The organism is Bordetella muralis, assembly GCF_054781015.1.
The window spans coordinates 610900-628783 of the sequence record NZ_BAAGVF010000006.1 but is presented as its reverse complement, the minus strand read 5'-3'; the positions used below and the strand labels follow the sequence as shown (position 1 = coordinate 628783).

The window sequence follows — 17884 nt, the reverse complement described above, 5'->3', positions numbered from 1 at the left end:
TCTCCTCGTCAATCGACAGGTTTGAGCACCAGCGTAGTCAGGCCGGGCAAGCTGAGGCTCAGGCTATGGGAATGACCGTGAGCCGGAATATCCTCACTTCCCCAACTCCGGCCGTCGGACTCCAGGTGTCCGCCGTATGCCGCGTCGCTGGTGTTCAGCCGCTCGCGCCAGTTGCCGGCGCGTGAGACGCCAACGCGATAACCGTGACGCGCGACGGGCGTCAGATTGCAGATCACCAACAATGGCGGCGCATCGCCGCTGCGGCGTTCAAAGGCCAACACACTATTGTCGGCATCGTCACCGATTGTCCAGGCGAATCCCGCCGGGTCGCTATCCGCCTGGAAGAGCACAGGCTCATTGCGGTAAAACTGATTCAATGCGCGCACTAGCCGCTGTACGCCGCGATGCGTGGGCTGGTCCAGCAGGTTCCAGTCCAGCACGTGGTCATGATGCCATTCGTGCGGCTGCGCCAGCTCGCCGCCCATGAACAGCAGTTTCTTGCCGGGGTGCATCCACATATAGCCAAAATAGGCGCGCAAATTGGCGATGCGTGACTCGTGATCGCCGGGCATCCTGGTCAATAACGAGCCTTTGCCATGGACGACTTCGTCATGCGACAGCGGCAGAATGAAATGCTCGGAGTACGCGTACACCAGGCCGAACGTCATATCGCGATGATGATAGCGGCGATGCAGGGGATCTTCTTTCATATACCGCAGCGTGTCGTTCATCCAACCCATGTTCCACTTATAGTCAAAGCCCAGCCCGCCGCCCGCGGTGGAGCCGGTCACGCCAGGCCATGCCGTGGATTCCTCGGCTACCGTGATGCTGCCGTCCTCGCGACCATGCACACTGTCATTGAGTATCCGCAGAAAATCGATCGCCTCCAGGTTCTCTCGCCCACCATAACGGTTGGGCAGCCATTCGCCCGGCGCCCGGCTGTAATCGCGATACAGCATCGATGCCACGGCGTCGACACGCAGCCCATCGATGTGAAAACGGTCGAGCCACTGATGGGCGCTGGCCAACAGCATGGCGCGGACTTCGTTTCGCCCCAGGTTATAGACGCAGCTGTGCCAATCCGGGTGATAGCCCTCACGCGGGTCCGCATACTCGTACAACGCGGTGCCGTCAAAACGAGCCAGTCCGTGCGGATCATCGGGAAAATGTGCCGGCACCCAGTCCATGATCACGCCCAGCCCGACGGCATGGCAGCGATCGATGAATCTCGCCAAGGCGGTCGGTGACCCATAACGCGCAGTAGGCGCGAATTGCCCGAGCGGTTGATAGCCCCAGGATCCGCCAAACGGATACTCGGCGACCGGCATCAATTCCACATGAGTGAATCCCATGGCGCTGACGTACGCGGGCAAACGTTCGCTCAGGCTGTCCCAATCTTTCTCGTTGCCCCACGATCCCGCATGCACTTCGTAAATGGCGACGGGTTGTTCCGGCGAGGCGTCGCGCGCATTCATCCAGGCATCATCCTGCCACTCATACGGCTGCGGGTCGGTGATCACAGACGCCGTATCCGGCGGACACTCGGTTTGCTGCGCGAGCGGATCGGCTTTCCAACGTAGTTGCCCCTGATGATCGAGCACGGCGAACTTGTAGCGCTGACCGGCCTGGGCGTGCGGCAAAAAGAATTCCCACACACCGGCTTGATGGCGCAACCGCATACCATGACGACGCGCGTCCCAGCCATTGAAGTCGCCCGCCAGCGATACACGCCGGGCGTTCGGTGCCCATACACTGCAACGCAGTCCGCGGACACCCTGGCATTCGTCCAGCCTGGGTAACATGTCGAACACTGCGCGCCAGTCGCTCTGTGAAAACGCCGCCAGCGTTGCATCCGACAAGCACGAATCAAAGGCATAAGGGTCGAATAGCTCTTCTTCGCTGTCCGGCCAGCGCACGCGTAACCGGTAGCCTAGCGGCCCGCGTGATCGCAGGCCGGGCACGCGGGCGTGGAACAAACCGTCCTGTCCGGACAGATCTATCGTTTCACCGTCAGCCAACTGAGCCTGCACGCTTACCGCACCTGGCATCAGTACCCGCAGGATATCTCCATGCGGGCCGAGCACGGAAAACGGATCACTGTGTGAACCCTCCAGCAATGCGCGGCGGTCAGTGTCGGAAAGACGGTCATTACTCATCGGGCATCCTCCACAGGGCCTTCTTTGCGCAGGGCAGCGGAGAGCAGCAGCTCACGTCCCAGTTCAGCCAGCGCCGCCAGCGGCACCGGCAACCAGTCGGGGCGATGCGCCGCCTCGTAACACACTTCATATGCCGCCTTCTCGAGTTGCGCCAGCGCCAACAGCGATTGTTCCTGATCGGGCGGCAGTGCCGCGCCATCTGATCGCGATTCGCGATAGCCATCCAAAAACGCCGTTGCCGCCAAGGCACGGAAGCGTCCCAGCAGCACATCGTGATGGCTGGACACCGTGCCGGCCAACGCGTCTGCCGGCGGAGCGCCCGGGCCCTCGGGCGATAGGGGCGCCAACGCGGTGGCGCGCGCCGCCACGCTCGCGGCGTAGTCAAAGGACCGCAGCATGCCTGCCAGATCCTTATACACCGTGCTCGCCGCCTGGCGTTGTTCTGCATCGCGCAGCGGTTCGCCTTCGAAATCGATCAGATACGCGTCGGTCTGCACAACGAGCACCTGGCCCAGATGAAAATCCCCATGCACCGATTGACAAGGCACGCCATGTTCAATCGCCGCCAGTTCCCGAATGCATGCTTCGAGGCGCGGCGCATGTTCAGCCAGCCATTGGCCGCTGGATTGCAGCGCAGGAGGCAGACTGGCATGGTGGCGCTGAATCACGTCCAGCGCCATCCGCAACTGTGTCAGTACTCGCATTGCCGTTTCATCGCCGTCACCCGGGCGATCGCCGGTCTCGTGCAAGGCGGCATGCATCTGCGCCAGGCGTTGTCCGATGACACGAACGAACGCGTTATATCCGGCCAAGTGCTCTTCGAAGGCATTGGCGTCTTCGTCAGCGACCAAGGCCGCATCCAGTACGCGCCGCAGATAATCGAGCGTCCATGTCCACGCGTCGCCCTCATTAGGCACGTAACGATGAAATAGCGCCAGCGTCGTGTTCTTGCCATCGCGCTGGCACTGCAGCGTACCCAGCAGTGCCGGCATATTGTGAAAGCCCCCGGCGGCCAGCCTGCGTCCCATTTCTGCCTCGAGGGAAGGGCCTTCAGGCGGTGCGCGCAGCACCTTGACCATCACCTGTTCGTCCACGATCGCAGAACTGTTGCTTTGTTCAACGTTCAACCACCGAACGGTAGGAGTCTCTGCGCCGGCCAACTCCGCAACTGTGGGCTCTGCATGGAAAACCAGCGGCCCACCGTCGCCGGCACCTTGACGCAATCCATCGACTAATGCCCGCACGAAAGCCTCCTGCAGAAAAGCGTCAGCCAGGTAGCCTGTGACGGCGCCACGCCGCAACCGGGCGGCTGGATAGCTGACATCGATCGAGTCATCCCACACCAGTGCGAGCGGCAGCTGCAGATCAGGCTTGCCGGCCGCATGATGAACTGCCAACCAGTAGTACTGCCCCTCGTGGCCCGGCAGCGGCAAGACCGCACTCACGCTCAGGTCGCGTGCCGCGCTACCTGGGTACCATCGCTGACGCGCCAGATACTCGGGCAAGACCTCGTTCTCAAATGCGCGCCGTGCGCCATCGGTCAGGGCCAGATCGCCGCGCGGCTTCAGCACCAGGGTGATCAGTTCGGTCATCTGTTCTGGCGCCTGAGCATGCCAGGCCGGGACACTGGCATCGCGGCTCAACTCGAACCAATAGAAACCAAAGGGCGGCAACGTCAACAGATAAGGCAGTTCTCCGATCGCCGGAAACGCCGAGCCGCCTAACAGCTCGACCGGCACCGTGCCGGCGTATGCCTGCAAGGGCAATTCGACCGGTTGCGCGGCGGCCGACAGATTGGCCACACACAGGATGCTCGTGTCCTGCCATTCGCGCAGATAGGCCAATATTCTGCGATTGCCAGGCGAGAGAAAGCGCAGCGTGCCGCGACCGAACGCCTGGGTCTGGCGGCGTTGCGCCAGCATGCGGCGTGTCCAGTTCAACAGCGAGTGGGGGTCGCGCTGCTGTGCCTCCACGTTAACGGCCTCGTAGCCATACAGCGGGCTCATGATCGGAGGCAACTGCAACCGTTCCGGATCAGCGCGCGAGAACCCGCCATTACGGTCCGCGGACCATTGCATCGGCGTACGTACACCATCGCGATCGCCCAAATGAATGTTGTCGCCCATTCCGAGTTCGTCACCGTAATACAGCACGGGCGTACCGGGCATGGACAGCAACAGGCTGTTCATCAACTCAACCCGGCGACGATCGCGTTCAAGCAGCGGCGCCAACCGGCGGCGAATGCCCAGATTGATGCGGGCGCGTGTGTCCGCCGCGTAGACCTTCCACAAATAGTCCCGTTCCCGGCTCGTCACCATTTCCAGCGTCAACTCATCGTGATTGCGCAGAAAGATGGCCCATTGGCAGTTTTCCGGGATGTCCGGCGTCTGGCGCATGATATCGATGATGGGAAATCGATCTTCCTGCGCGATGGCCATATACATGCGCGGCATCAGCGGGAAATGAAAAGACATGTGGCATTCGTCGCCCTGGCCAAAGTATTCCTGCGCATCCTCCGGCCATTGATTGGCTTCGGCCAGCAACATGCGTCCAGGATACTCGCGCTCGATGACAGCCCGTATTTGTTTGAGCACTGCATGGGTCTCCGGCAGATTTTCATTATTGGTCCCTTCACGTTCCACCAGATAGGGCACTGCATCCAGGCGTAGTCCGTCCACCCCCATATCGAGCCAGTAGCGCATCACGCTGATGACCTCGCGCAGTACGCGCGGGTTGTCGTAATTCAGGTCGGGTTGATGGCTGTAGAAACGATGCCAGTAATAGGCCTGTGCGACGGGGTCCCAGCTCCAGTTCGATGTCTCGGTATCGCAAAAGATGATGCGGGTGTCGGCATAATCTCGATCCGAGTCGGACCACACATAATAGTTTCGTGCAGCCGAACCAGGCTTGGCGCGCCTGGCGCGTTGGAACCAGGGATGTTGATCTGACGTATGGTTGACGACCAGCTCGGTAATCACTCGCAGGCCACGTTCATGTGCCGCGCGAATCAAGCGGCGCAGATCGCTGACCGTGCCGTAGTCGGGATGGACTGTCCGATAGTCAGCGATGTCATATCCGTCATCGCGGCGCGGCGACGGATAGAACGGCAACAGCCAGATCGCGGTCACGCCCAGGCTCGCCACATAATCGAGCTTCGCCAAAAGACCAGGCAGATCGCCCACGCCGTCGTCGTTCGAGTCAAAGAACGACTTCACATGCAACTGATACACGACGGCGTCCTTGAACCAGAGCAGATCTTCGCTTGGGGGCTGAGTCATGTTGCGCTCCTGCAGGGGTCGGCCGGTAATCTCCAGATAGAGTAGGGGGCTTCGGGTGTGAGCCTGACTCGCGCAACGCTGTCATGCCAGGCGCTGTGCACGCCCGTTAATAGATCGTCGGCATGCGCGACAGGCTCGGGCAGCCGTACTTCGGCCTCTGTGGTGTTTTGAGGGTCGAGATTGATGATGACCAGGATCACATTGGCGCCGCCAGATGCCCGCTTGATATAGGCCATCACTGTGTCAGGCCCCGCATTCAGGGGCTGGAAACCGCGATGCGTTTGCAGGGCAGGGTTAGCGCGGCGGATGGCATTGAGCTGTGCGATTTCCGAGCGGATGTTGCCAGGCATGTGCCAGTCGCGAGGGCGTAGTTCGTACTTTTCGGAGTCGAGATATTCCTCGCGTCCAGGCAACGCGGCCGATTCACACAGTTCGAATCCGCTATAGACGCCCCATAGACCCGATCCCGTCGCAGCGAGCGCGGCCCGCGCCAGGAAACCCGGACGGCCATGCGATTGCAAGTAGTACGGATTGATGTCCGGTGTGTTGACAAAGAAATGTGGCCGGAAAAAACTGGCTACCGGCTCGCTCGACAGCTCAGTGAAATACTCCGCCAATTCCTGCCGGTGGTTACGCCACGTGAAATAAGTGTACGACTGCGTGAATCCGATCTTGGCGAGCCGGTACATCATCGCTGGCCGGGTGAATGCCTCTGACAGAAACAAGGTGTCGGGGTATTTGGCACGGACTTCGGTGATCAACCACTGCCAGAACGGCAGGGGTTTCGTATGGGGGTTATCCACGCGGAATATGCGTACGCCACGTTGCGCCCAGAACAGCACAATGTCACGTAACGCCCGCCACACGGGCGATTTACGGCGCCACGGCGGCGTATTCTCGTAGAACGCGACATTGACGATGTCTTCGTATTTCTTCGGTGGATTCTCGGCGTAACGCAGACTGCCGTCGGCCAGCCACGAAAACCAGTTCGGGTGGGATTTGAGCCATGGATGATCGGGCGAGCATTGGATAGCGAAATCCAGCGCCATTTCCATGCCCTCGGCGTGTGTGGCCGCCAGCAGGCGATCGAAATCGTCCAACGTACCGAGTTCTGGCGCCACGGCATCGTGTCCACCTGCGGCCGAGCCAATGGCATAAGGACTGCCGACATCGTCAGGGTCTGCCTTCAAACTGTTGTTGCGGCCCTTGCGGTTGCGTTGACCTATGGGATGAATCGGGGGCAGATACAACACGTCAAAGCCCATCTCACGGATATCCGGCAACCGGTCGATGACGTCGTCAAAGCAGCCATGGCCGCTCGCGGCCTGGGAGCGTGGAAACAGCTCATACCACGCTGCATGGCGGGCACGATTGCGATCCACCCACAGCGGATAGACGGTGCTGGCGCGCGCATGCGGCCGCTGCGCCGTCTCTCGTATCGCTGCCGCCAGCAGGGGATCGCAGAGCTGCTGTAAAGCACGGTCCAAGGTCACGCCGCCATCAAAAACCTGCTTCAGCGTTTTCAGCGCACGTTTTAGTCCGGTACGAATGCCAGACGGGGCATTGTCACGTTCGGCCTTGGCAATCGTACGCGTCAGCCATTGCGCACCCTCGCGCAAAGGCATATGCAGAGACTGTCCTGCAGTGTGCTTGCTGCGCCATTCATGGCAGTAGCCTGCCCACACATCTTGCCAGGCCTGCACCCGATACTCATGGGCGCCAATCCGTTGCGGTGCAAACGCTGCTTCCCACCGGTCGTTGCCGAGCAGACGCATGGGCACACGATGCCAATGACGTTCGTCACACGCCCGCCAGCACAAATCGGCAGCCAGTTCCTCGTGACCGTCCATGATCAGCGTGGCTTGAACAGTCACTTGTTCGTGAGCAATGCATTTGACAGGCAGGCGATCAGGCTCCAGTGCCGGCTGTACTGACTCGATCGCCAGCCTTGGCGCCTGCGGCTGCCGTTCGTCGGCCGGCGCGCGTGCGTCTGATGTCACCTCTGTGGATGGTTGCCAGGCCAGCAGGGAACAACCGCTCTCGCCGACAACGCCATGGCGAGGGTGCAGCGCCGGCGGCACATCCTGCTCGGTCAATGGACCTGTGGGCAAGACGCCGGCCAACGGTGGCAGATCGATGCGGCTGGACGACTCGCCTTGTGGCGTGACGGCCAACCCCACCGTCGTATCGTCTTGCGTCTGGCGCAGCAGCAACGTTGCTCTGCCGGCCTGTCCACCGATGATCGTCAACGGACCCGAGAGTGCGCCTCCAGCATGCCATTGCAGCGCCGCGATCACGTCGCTCGAGGGCCCATCGCCATCGCGCGCATCCACCAGCAATCCGTCGCCGCAAAACGCAGCCAGCCAGGCCGAGCGGGCGTCTGACCGGGCGTCCAACGGCGCCAGTACAGGCGCCAGGGCGCGCAGGCGGGCGTCTTCCTGTGCCAGCCAGTCGTCACGGCCATCCCACCACGGCAGCGAATTCACCGTCCAATCGAAACCGGTATGTGTGCGTTGCTGTAGATCGTGCGGTGTCATGCCCTGTGTCGCGGCGATGTAGCGCGCTTCGGGATGCCTCTGACGCAGACCGCCTAACAAATCTGCCCAGATCGCCGGCGGCAGGCCCTGAGGCCGTTGAATATAGTAGCCGTCGACTCCCGCATTCAGCCATTGGCCCAGACGTTCGCTCCAACAACGCAGGAAATCCTCGTCATCGCCTCGCACCTGACGCGACGACAAGGCATCCAGGGGCTGTCGTGGATCGAGCTCCGGCAGATTCTGGTCCACCGCGAGCCAGTCGGCACGCGCCGTCGTTGCCACGGCATCCTGGGCAACGCGATCCAGTATCACGTCGACATAGCACGTCAGGCCCATCGCGTGTGCAGACTCGGCGTAGCGCGCAATGGCATCAAGGACCGGCTCCTTGCCGTCGGCGGCCAAGTCGGCATCGTACGGAACGTTCTGCACGCCAGCTCCGCGCCAAGGCGCGGGCAGCAGAACAGCATTGACGCCTGCGCGCACCCATGGCGCGAGCGCGTCGCGCCCGCATTGCGTCGTGCGCAATAGCCGCAGGGCAGGGGAGTAAGCCAACACCATCCTCGTTTTACGCCGACACGGCCGATTGCGCCCGTGTCGCCTTGTTCAGCCGTATACGTTCGGCACGCCGCTGCGCGACGGGCATGCGTCTACCGGTCAGCGTGGCAAACACGTCCAGATAATTCTGAACCGCATGCGACCATCCATGGGCCCCCGTCATGGCGTTGCGTTGCATCGCTCGCCACACAGCGTCATGCGCCTTCAGGTGCGCCGCACGCGCCAGAGCCGCCATCACACCGCTCGCGTCCTGACTATCCAGCATCAGGCCGTTAGCATGCATCATGGCAGCTTCCCCCGCATGCGCGCCCGGATCGCGAACCGAGTCTGCCAGCCCGCCCACCGCGGTCACGATGGGCAGCGTGCCATAACGCATCGCGTAAAGCGGAGTCAATCCGAACGGCTCAAAGCGGCTGGGGTGCCACAGCACGTCCGCACCCGCCAGCAAGCGATGAGCGACTGCCTCGTCATAGCCAATATGCACCCCGCAACGTCCGGGATGTTTTGCCGCGATCTGCCTGAACGCCTCTTCGAATCGTTGCTCCCCTTTGCCGAGCAAAGCGAATTGCAGCCGCGGATGGGCGGCGAGCGCATCCGCCAAGGTATCGGCCGTGAGATCTGCCATCTTCTGTTCGGTCAGGCGGCAACACGACACCGTCAACAACGCGCCTGGATCCTGCGCGAGGCCAAATGCGCGCTGGACATGTTCTTTCCAGCGGGTTTTATTCCCCAGATTATTGACACTGAACCCATTAGGCTGCAGATGCACGTTGGTCGCCGGATTCCACAACTCATCGTCAATGCCGTTAGGCAACGCTACCAGCGCGTCTCCTCGAAAACGTAGCGCGCCGTCCAGTCCGCAGCCGCGCTCGGGCGAGAGAATTTCGCGCGCATAAGTGTGGCTGACAGTGGTCACGCGATCGGCATGCAGAATGCCGGCTTGCAGAAAATTCAGTCGGCCCCAGGCATAGAGCCCGGCGGCTTCGCGCACATTGGGCGGCAGGCCGAGATGTTGCACTTCACCAGGATCGAATGCCCCCTGGAATGCCAGATTATGGATAGTGAGTACCGTTTTTACCGATCGCAGGCCTGCACCTTTGATGAGTAACGGCGTCAGCGCCGCATGCCAGTCGTGGGCGTGTACGATGGCGGGCCGCTCCAGGCCCGGCAACCCGGCCGCCACCGCAGCGGCCGCATGCGCGAGCGCGGCAAAGCGGCATGCGTTGTCTGCATAGTCGTGGCCAGACTCGTCGATATAACATCCGGGCCGGTCAAACAGCACCGGATTGTCCAATAGCAGGCAGGCCAACCCCGTAGAACGGCAGTGTCCAGAGACCAGCCGGGCAGGGCCGCCGGGCAAACCATCAATTGGCCAACTGGCGTCGATACGGACCTTGTCCAACACGCCTCGGTAGGCCGGCAACAATATCCGTACCTGAGCACCCGATTGGTTCAACGCCTGGGCCAGGCCCGATACAGCATCGGCCAACCCTCCTGTCTTTACCAGCGGATACGCTTCCCCAGCGACAATCAGTACTGTGCTCGACATATTGGCTCCTTGTTGTGGCCCTTTTCCTCCTTCAGGAGCAAGTAACGTGCCTGGCTAGATCTCCCCGCTTTGAACCGCATCCTCACGCAGGTGCAGGGTGCGTTCCTGGGGACGCAAGGTCACGTCGCGCGCCGCGAAAGCGCGCACAATCCCTAGGTTGATCGCCTGTTGAATGTCCATATACCGGTTGTAATCGGCGCTCAATACGTAATAGACCGCTTCGATTTCCAGGCCGTAGTCGCCGAATCTGGCTACGTGAGCCCGGTCAAAACGCGTTGCTGCCTGCGCTTCGATCTGCGCCTTGATGTCGGCCGGCAGTTCGAGCAGCGTGTCGGCTGGCGTGTCATAAGGCACGCGTAAGGTGAAAATGATCCGCCGCTGCTCCATCCGTTTGTAGTTTTGAATGGTCTGCTTCAGCAGTTCTGTATTCGAACAGACGATCTGCTCTCCACCCAGACTGCGGATGCGCGTCGTCTTCAACCCGATATGTTCGATGGACCCGGCCACCGAGCCAAACACAATAAAGTCGCCGACCTCGAAAGGCTTGTCCAGCCCGATCGAAATGGATGCGAACAGGTCGCTCAGTATGGTTTGCACCGCCAGCGCCACGGCGACGCCGCCTATCCCCAGGCTGGTCACGAGGGCCGTAATATTCACCCCCAAATTGTCCAGGATGGCCAGCAACGTCACCACCCACACTACCGTGCGCACCAGGAACGAAAGCAGCGTGATGGTCACGCGCCCGGCGCGCAGCCGCTCACCCACGATGGTCAGCACGCTGCGGCAGGCAACGTCCAGCCACAAAGCCAGTTGTAACGCCAACAACACGAACCAGAGATGATCGGAAACCCAGCTTTGCCAAGGAAATACCGCTTGAGTCAGGCGCATGCCGATCATCAGCGCGAGCAACGCGATAATCAGCCGATTGGTGCGTGTGACCACCGCCAGCAATGCCGATGCGTAAGGATGAGTGCCCTCGGCCATACGGGATGTCGCTTGACGTCTCACGACATTCAATACCGAGACAAAACCTATGAACAACACAGCGGCCAGTGCCAGCGTTCCAAACCAGGCGCCCCATATCGCGCCGTACTCTGCATATAAGTCAGGCAAACTAATCATCGTCGTTTCCGCGCTCTCGAGATGCCAACCATTGCGCGTGATAGTGCTGAATGCGCTGCAGCGCATACTCGGCGGCCATCTGCCTCACCTCGTTGCGGCTGCCGGAAAACTGACGTGTTTCGGTATAAATCCTGGTTGGAATGCCGGGCGTGCGTAGCAACCAGGCATAGCATTGCGTCCCGGCCTCGACACCTTCGCCGCCATCATCGGCCACACCGGTATTGGCGATGATCACCGATGCGCTGCAACGTTCGGCGGCGCCTTTCGCCATGGCGCACGAGACTTCCGTGCTGGTCAGGTTGTATTGACGCAGGATCTCGTCGGAAACCCCCAGACAACTACGTTTGGCAGCAGGTGAATAGACCACGAACGCACATTCCAGCAAGCCGCCCGCACCCGGCACCTCGGCCAGTTGAGCCGCAATCAGGCCGGCCGTGCAGCTTTCAGCGGTCGCCAGCGTCAGGCTGCGACGGCGCAGATAGTTGGCAACGTTCTCGATTTCCGTCATGTGATAGTCCTTCGGCAGCAGCTCACGCAGTTCGAATAGGGAAGGAGGGCAGGGGCAATATTCATGCGTGCGCTGCAGCAAGCCTCGTTCCTGCTTGGGTACGCGACTTGCAGTGTCTCTCCCACTTCATCATCCCTCAGGGACATTCCCATGCTCGAATCGCTCTCCCAGTACTCGGCCGCGCAATCGACGTCCGTTCTGCGCCATACCTACCCGGCAACGATCAATCGTCAACACGTGTATTTACCTGCGGAACTGGGACGACGCATTACCGAGCGTTTGCAGGCCATGCGAGCGCAGCGCTGGGTATCTCGATTATGGGCAGGCGACGCCAAACTATGGACCGATACTGACGAGAGCCATTGGATGGGATGGGTCGACCCGTCGCGCCAGGAATCCGTGATACGCCGCTATCTGGGTCAATGCGCATGGCTGCGAGACAACGGCTGCGTCAACGCTATCCTCATGGGCATGGGCGGAGCCGCGTTGGGGGCTCATGTCCTGCAAAATGCCTTGGGCAGCGCGGCTGGCGGTCTACGGCTGCATGTGCTGGACTCGACCGATCCGGATCAAGTGGCAGCGCTGCAGCGCCGCGTTGCACCGGAAAACTGCCTGCACATCGTCGCCAGCAAGTCAGGCACCACGATGGAATCGACACTGCTCGCGCAACACTTCTATAAGATTGCGCGAGACAGAATCGGCGCCCATGCCGGCCGGCACTTCTGCGCCATTACCGATCCCGGCTCGCCGTTGCAGGCGCTCGCAGAGCAACAAGGGTATGCCGCCATTTTTACCGGCGATCGCACGGTAGGGGGACGCTACTCGGTGCTTTCGCCCTTTGGCCTGGTGCCGCTGGTTCTCATGGGCCACGATCCGATAGACTTTCTACGCCACGCCAAGCTGCTGCGTAATCACTGCGGTCCACGGGTTCCGCTGAACAACAATCCCGCCGCCTTGTTAGGGGCGACATTAGGCGAAGCGGCCCTGGCTCACCGCGACAAGGTCACTATCTGGGCCGAGCCCGAACTCGAGGGTCTCGGTGAGTGGATTGAGCAACTGTTAGCTGAATCGACAGGAAAGTTTGGCGGTGGACTTATCCCCGTCAATCAAGAGCCGATAGGGCAGGCGGACCGTTATTCGTCAGACCGCCTGTTCGTCATACTGCGTCACGGCAGCACGATGGAGCGGCAGCGGGACGCCTTGCGAGCAGCCGGCCAGGCCGTCATCGATGTGGAAATCGGCGAGGGTGCCGCCTTGGCACAGGAATTCTATCGCTGGCAGTTTGCCACCGCCTTGGCAGGCTCCATCCTCCAGGTCAACCCCTTTGACCAACCGGACGTAGAGGCCAGCAAATCGCGCACCCGTCAATTGCTCGGCGCCCCTGTGACGCCGGCAAACGGGCAACGTTACGGCAGCCTGATCGTTGACACCGGCGATAAGCAGGATCTGGGCGAATGGCTGCAGACGCAGGCTGCACGCTATTTCGCGTTGCTGGCCTATGTTCCGTGCAATTCGCGCAACCGCGCGTGGCTCTCGTATTGGCAAGGCCGTCTGAGGGACCTGTTCGGCACAGCCGCCACCGCGGGATTTGGACCACGTTATCTTCATGCCAGCGGTCAACTGCACAAGGGTGGCCCCGCAGGCGGCGCGTATCTATTCATCGGCCGCCAGGCTTGCAACGCCAACGAATTGGGCAGGTGCCAAGCCGCCCAGGCACAGGCCGACCTGGCAGAATTACGTGCGCGCGGCAGACGCTGCGCCGCCGTCTGGTTCGCGGGGGATGCCGTCCAGGGCATGCGCGATCTTGGGGCGCTGCTCGAGCAGGCGCTAGGCGTCACCAGTCCCAGCGCCGCAGATGCAGCCCGGGCCTAGTGGCGACGTCGGGCGAGTACGGTGCCGACCAACAGCACCGCACCCGTCCCCAGCCAGAACATCCCTTTACCACGTGTGTTGACTTCCGTGTAATAGCTGTGGCGCCGAACCTTCGAAGGCGATGGCGTGGCTGCGCGGACGCCAGGCTCGTATAACCCGTCGCCGCCCTCGGTGGCTGGCACGTCGCTGCGTTGATGCCGCGTCAGCCACCCCCCCAGCGCGTCCATCAAGCCCGGTGCACGATGGCCCAGCGAGGACATGATCTTGGCGGCCGAGCCGACATACAGATCCCGCTGCGGTTTGTGGGCCGCATACAGAATGGCCTGCGCCACCGCTTCCGGCGAATAAATCGGAGGCGGCAAGACGGGCTCGACGTCCATATAGTTGCGCGCGCGGCGTGTGTAGTCCGTATCGATAGATCCGGGCTTGATCAGCGTCACGCTCACTGGCAAGTTTTCTTGCATCAGCTCCATGCGCAAGGCATCGGTAAACCCTTTCACGGCATGCTTGGCGGCCGAATATGCGCCTTGCATGGGAATTGCCCGATCGGAGACTTCGCTGCCCACGTTGATCAGTGCGCCGCCTCGCTCTCGTAAATAGGGTACGGCCGTGAGCGACCCATACACCACGCCCCAGTAGTCCGTCTCGAAGAGCTTGCGCTGATCTTCAATCGGTACGCTTTGCAATGGCCCGAAAATAGACACGCCGGCGTTGTTCACCCACGTATCGACCGAACCATAGGCTTCCAGCGCTGCCTGCAGCAATCTGTGATGATCTTCCTCGATCCCCACGTCCATCGTTACGGTAGTAACCTGGCCGCCGTCAGTTCGGATCGATTCCGCTACCTTGTCCAATTCAGCCGCATCGCGGCCGGCCAGGACGACCCGAGCGCCTGCCCGGGCAGCGGCGCGGCCCGTGGCCGCCCCAATACCGCTGCTGCCGCCAGTGATGACGAGCACCTGCTCAGCCAACGGTTTCAAATTCAATTTACGCATCGCGACCTCCCTGTGAAAACCGGAAGTCGCTGCAAGCCCCGTGCCTGGATGGGGCCCTCGCTGCCGTAAAAACGTGGGCGAGGGCGCTCATCCCTTCGTCATACAGACCGGGTCAATCCGCCATCGACCCGAATATTCTGCCCGGTGATGTACGCCGCACCTTCGCTCGCCAGAAAGGCTACCGTGGCGGCAATTTCGTCACTTGTGCCGTAACGCTTCATTGGCACGTTGTCACGACGCTCATCCCGTTGCGGCAGACTGTCGATCCATCCAGGCAAGACGTTGTTGATGCGGATATTGTCCTGGGCATACGTATCGGCAAAAATCTTGCTGAACGCCGCCAACCCGGCGCGGAACACTGCCGACGTCGGAAACATATCGCTGGGCTCGAACGCCCACGCGGTGGAAATATTGATGATTGCGCCGCCTTTCTGTTTCTGCATGACAGGGGTCACCAGACGAGTCGGGCGGATCACGTTCATCAGATAGGTGTCCATCCCCTTGTGCCAGTCATCGTCGCTGATCTCCAGAATCTGCGCACGCGGTCCGTGCCCGGCACTATTGACCAGCACGTCGATCCGATCCCATTTCGCGACAGCCGCATCGACCAGGCGGCGCAGATCGTCGTTGGACTGATTGCTGCCTGTGACGCCGATGCCGCCCAGTTCCTGGGCCAGTGCCTCGCCCTTGCCGGACGACGACAGAATCCCGACCTTGAAACCGTCCGCGGCCAGACGCCGGGCTGCAGCCGCGCCCATGCCGCTGCCGCCTGCAATGATCAATGCGACTTTTTCTGCTTTCATAGTGACTCCTGCAAACAAAAAAACGATATATGGTGTACGAGAGGGTAGCAGTATCTCGGTGGCCTGCCCGTCGGCGACCCTCAGAAACCGCGCAGTACCGTGCGGCCATACTGGTTGTTGCCCTCTACCAGCGTAGCGAGCAAACGCATGAACACCTCTCGGCTGCGCGCGGTCAGTGGTTCCAGCAGACGCTCCTGGGCGCGCGCCATGCCAGCATGGAGCTCCTCGACCACACTGGCGCCTTCTTTGGTCAGTTTGGCCTGGCGTGAGCGTTTGTCTGCGGGATTGGTGCGGCGTTCGATCAGGCCGCGTTCTTGCAGCCGTTTGACCACATCTGCCGTGGTCGTGCGGTCCAGCCCCACGTCCATGCCTATCTCTGTCTGATCCATCCACGGCACGAGCGACAAGGCGGTCAGGATGCCGTACTGGACCGGTGTGATGTTGTGAGCATGACATTCCTCAAAGAACATGGCGTAGTGGATCTGGTTCAAACGCCGTACGAGGAACCCGGGCCGTTCCCACAGTACCTCGCGGGCCACGTCCGCAGCCTCATTCGTGCTGGATGCCTTTGGGGAGGCTGATTTTCGGGTAACGGGAGTCTGCTTCTTTGATAGTGTCATGCGACCGAGTTTCCAATCCCCGCCAGCGGCGAGGGAAGACTGAGATTTTATACAGGATGGACCAGATCATTCGCCAGAATGTTGGTATCGTAAATGACGTCGCGTCGTTTTAGCAGCAAACGGCCGTGCTCCCGGACAAACACGTCGTGATAGCTGCCGGCCAGGTGTACCGTCGTGGGGCCTTCCACGAGCGTCTGCATCAATAGAAAGGTGGCGTGCGCCTCAACCTCGCTGTCCGTGTCATCGATCACACGTACATTGCTGACAATGTGCAGCAAATAACGGGGTGCGAACATTTGAGTACGGGAAATCGCTATGGCACGGTCATGCATCATGTCACGGCCCTCGGCGTAGACCAGACCAACGGGCAGATTCAATTCCGCATTTTCACGAGAGGTGATTCGATAGAGCGCGTCGGCCGTAAAAAAATCAGGCCATCGCTCTACATCGCCGCCATCTAGTGCTGCACAATATTCTGCATGGAACAGTTCTATTTCGGCCTTCAGCAATACCGCTTTCTCAATGGCTAAACGGCTAGGCACGTAAGTGTTCTTTTCGTTCATGTCGTCGGGCTCTTCAAAATTCCATGACTTGGCGGTAGTACTGATACATGGCGCGAATGGCGGCCTCGGAAATCAGCGAGTCGGAGGTTCCCACCTTGCCGCTCTCCAGCTTGAGCACGTTGAGATCCGTGCTGGAACGGCGTACGCCTTCTTGAACGAACTTCATGGCTTCGTTGTCTTCCAGGCCCAGAAAACCCGCCGGCCCCATCAGATTGCCTTGGCGCAGGCGATGGCGCTGCATCTCGTCGGTGTCGTCCTCATAGCCGAACATGGTCCATTGCATGATCATGCTGTTAGGGCCATTGGGAATAATGTGACGCACGCCGAGGGTGTTCATCTCCCGTTGCACGATCAGGTTCGGCCAAATGGTTTGCATCGTCACCGACCAGGGCGAGTCGAATTCCTTGATGTACTCCAGAAACCGATCATCGCGCAGGCGCAGGCCATCATGGAAAGAGCGCATCTCTTTCTTGTTTTCCTCACTCACTGTCGCGTACTTGTCCTCGCTCTTGGCCGATGCCATCGTGCCATGGCGTCCATGGACAGTATCGACCGTCATCGCCGATTTATTTCCCGCCACCAGCAGCCCGAACACGACCAGAAATGAATGCAGCAGCGTGGCGTGATAAGGATCCTTCAGGTTTTCGTGATACATCTTCCAGTTGCAGGGCAGCTCGTTGCGGTAATAGCCCAGTATTTTCAGCGGACGCCCTGGAAATACCGCGTCGAAATCCATGAGCATCTCGGGCGTGAGGTAGTCCTCCAGCGGCTCAACGTCGTGTGAATAGGATGCAAAGATCACGCCATGACGTGTGGTCACGTTCAGCTTGCGCAGGCCATGCTCGTCATTGCGAAAATCGCGCGGCATGCCGCCCGCCTTGTTGACCCCGCGCTTGAAGGGGACGCCCTGCAAATTGCCCTTCAGGTCATAGGACCATTGATGATAAGGGCAGATAAACTCGGCGGTTTTGCCTTGTCCATGCCGGCAAAACTCTGCACCACGATGCGCGCAGCGATTTTCAAAGACATGCAGGCTGCCGTCTTCCGCGCGTGACACCACCACGGGAACGGCGCCTACATAAGACCGCTTATAACTGCCAGGCTCGGGCACCTCGGCCTCCAGGCCCACGAAATTCCACGTTTTTCCGCGAAAGATCCGGTCCTGTTCGAGCTCGTAGACGGCCTGGCTGGTATAGACCCAGTCAGGCACATAATGCAACGCGTCCTCTGGCCACACGCAGTCGGCTAGCGGAGGATCTTTTCGAGCGGGCGTAATGCCGATCACGGTTTGTGATTGATACATGGATAAAGCTCCTGAATGATGTG

12 protein-coding genes are annotated in these 17884 nt (G+C 60.6%); 1 reads left to right on the top strand and 11 read right to left on the bottom strand.

What is annotated here, in order from left to right; genetic code table 11:
- Window positions 1-8 precede the first annotated feature (8 nt).
- The 6 genes from glgB to ACYVIT_RS13910 are packed head-to-tail and all read right to left on the bottom strand — an operon-like array spanning window position 9 to window position 11786.
- Complete coding sequence (glgB, locus tag ACYVIT_RS13935) at window positions 9-2156, bottom strand: 1,4-alpha-glucan branching protein GlgB (protein WP_415805151.1); 2148 nt, start codon at window positions 2154-2156, stop codon at window positions 9-11.
- The gene (gene treS / locus ACYVIT_RS13930; RefSeq protein ID WP_415805150.1) at window positions 2153-5434 is read right to left on the bottom strand and encodes a maltose alpha-D-glucosyltransferase; all 3282 of its coding nucleotides are present in this window, start codon (window positions 5432-5434) and stop codon (window positions 2153-2155) included. Before treS ends, glgB begins: the two co-directional genes overlap by 4 nt.
- Window positions 5431-8523 carry an alpha-1,4-glucan--maltose-1-phosphate maltosyltransferase gene (locus ACYVIT_RS13925; protein WP_415805149.1) on the bottom strand — a complete coding sequence of 1031 codons (3093 nt, stop codon included), beginning with the start codon at window positions 8521-8523 and terminating at the stop codon, window positions 5431-5433. Before ACYVIT_RS13925 ends, treS begins: the two co-directional genes overlap by 4 nt.
- A gap of 13 nt (window positions 8524-8536) precedes the next feature.
- Entirely contained in the window at window positions 8537-10075 is a 1539-nt protein-coding gene (glgA, locus tag ACYVIT_RS13920; RefSeq protein WP_415805148.1) for a glycogen synthase GlgA, read from the bottom strand.
- Window positions 10076-10129: 54 nt separating this feature from the next.
- Window positions 10130-11197, bottom strand: coding sequence for a mechanosensitive ion channel family protein (locus ACYVIT_RS13915; RefSeq protein ID WP_415805147.1), 1068 nt, complete (start codon window positions 11195-11197; stop codon window positions 10130-10132).
- Complete coding sequence (locus ACYVIT_RS13910) at window positions 11190-11786, bottom strand: CinA family protein (RefSeq protein ID WP_415805146.1); 597 nt, start codon at window positions 11784-11786, stop codon at window positions 11190-11192. The genes ACYVIT_RS13915 and ACYVIT_RS13910 overlap by 8 nt, the downstream gene beginning before the upstream one ends.
- 69 nt (window positions 11787-11855) lie before the next feature.
- Here ACYVIT_RS13910 and ACYVIT_RS13905 point away from each other — a divergent pair, with 69 nt between their 5' ends.
- On the top strand, window positions 11856-13577 hold the full coding sequence (locus tag ACYVIT_RS13905; protein WP_415805145.1) for a hypothetical protein: 1722 nt from the start codon (window positions 11856-11858) through the stop codon (window positions 13575-13577).
- Here ACYVIT_RS13905 and ACYVIT_RS13900 read toward each other — a convergent pair.
- The 5 genes from ACYVIT_RS13900 to ACYVIT_RS13880 all read right to left on the bottom strand — a co-directional run bounded on the left by ACYVIT_RS13900 (window position 13574) and on the right by ACYVIT_RS13880 (window position 17861).
- Entirely contained in the window at window positions 13574-14572 is a 999-nt protein-coding gene (locus ACYVIT_RS13900) for an SDR family oxidoreductase (RefSeq protein WP_415805144.1), read from the bottom strand. The genes ACYVIT_RS13905 and ACYVIT_RS13900 overlap by 4 nt on opposite strands.
- A 98-nt stretch (window positions 14573-14670) precedes the next feature.
- On the bottom strand, window positions 14671-15375 hold the full coding sequence (locus tag ACYVIT_RS13895) for an SDR family oxidoreductase (protein ID WP_415805143.1): 705 nt from the start codon (window positions 15373-15375) through the stop codon (window positions 14671-14673).
- Window positions 15376-15455: 80 nt separating this feature from the next.
- A complete protein-coding gene (locus ACYVIT_RS13890) occupies window positions 15456-15995 on the bottom strand; it encodes a MarR family winged helix-turn-helix transcriptional regulator (RefSeq protein ID WP_415805142.1) in 540 nt (179 codons plus the stop codon).
- Window positions 15996-16042: 47 nt separating this feature from the next.
- A complete protein-coding gene (locus tag ACYVIT_RS13885) occupies window positions 16043-16558 on the bottom strand; it encodes an aromatic-ring-hydroxylating dioxygenase subunit beta (protein WP_415805141.1) in 516 nt (171 codons plus the stop codon).
- Between the two features lie 13 nt (window positions 16559-16571).
- On the bottom strand, window positions 16572-17861 hold the full coding sequence (locus ACYVIT_RS13880; RefSeq protein ID WP_415805140.1) for an aromatic ring-hydroxylating dioxygenase subunit alpha: 1290 nt from the start codon (window positions 17859-17861) through the stop codon (window positions 16572-16574).
- Between the last annotated feature and the right edge of the window lie 23 nt (window positions 17862-17884).

Excerpts from the sequence above, each read along its gene's own strand:
- glgB (WP_415805151.1), bottom strand. The coding sequence starts at position 2,156 with ATGAGTAATGACCGTCTTTCCGACACTGACCGCCGCGCATTGCTGGAG.
- treS (WP_415805150.1), bottom strand. The coding sequence starts at position 5,434 with ATGACTCAGCCCCCAAGCGAAGATCTGCTCTGGTTCAAGGACGCCGTC.
- glgA (WP_415805148.1), bottom strand. The coding sequence starts at position 10,075 with ATGTCGAGCACAGTACTGATTGTCGCTGGGGAAGCGTATCCGCTGGTA.
- ACYVIT_RS13915 (WP_415805147.1), bottom strand. The coding sequence starts at position 11,197 with ATGATTAGTTTGCCTGACTTATATGCAGAGTACGGCGCGATATGGGGC.
- ACYVIT_RS13905 (WP_415805145.1), top strand. The coding sequence starts at position 11,856 with ATGCTCGAATCGCTCTCCCAGTACTCGGCCGCGCAATCGACGTCCGTT.
- ACYVIT_RS13900 (WP_415805144.1), bottom strand. The coding sequence starts at position 14,572 with ATGCGTAAATTGAATTTGAAACCGTTGGCTGAGCAGGTGCTCGTCATC.
- ACYVIT_RS13895 (WP_415805143.1), bottom strand. The coding sequence starts at position 15,375 with ATGAAAGCAGAAAAAGTCGCATTGATCATTGCAGGCGGCAGCGGCATG.
- ACYVIT_RS13890 (WP_415805142.1), bottom strand. The coding sequence starts at position 15,995 with ATGACACTATCAAAGAAGCAGACTCCCGTTACCCGAAAATCAGCCTCC.
- ACYVIT_RS13885 (WP_415805141.1), bottom strand. The coding sequence starts at position 16,558 with ATGAACGAAAAGAACACTTACGTGCCTAGCCGTTTAGCCATTGAGAAA.
- ACYVIT_RS13880 (WP_415805140.1), bottom strand. The coding sequence starts at position 17,861 with ATGTATCAATCACAAACCGTGATCGGCATTACGCCCGCTCGAAAAGAT.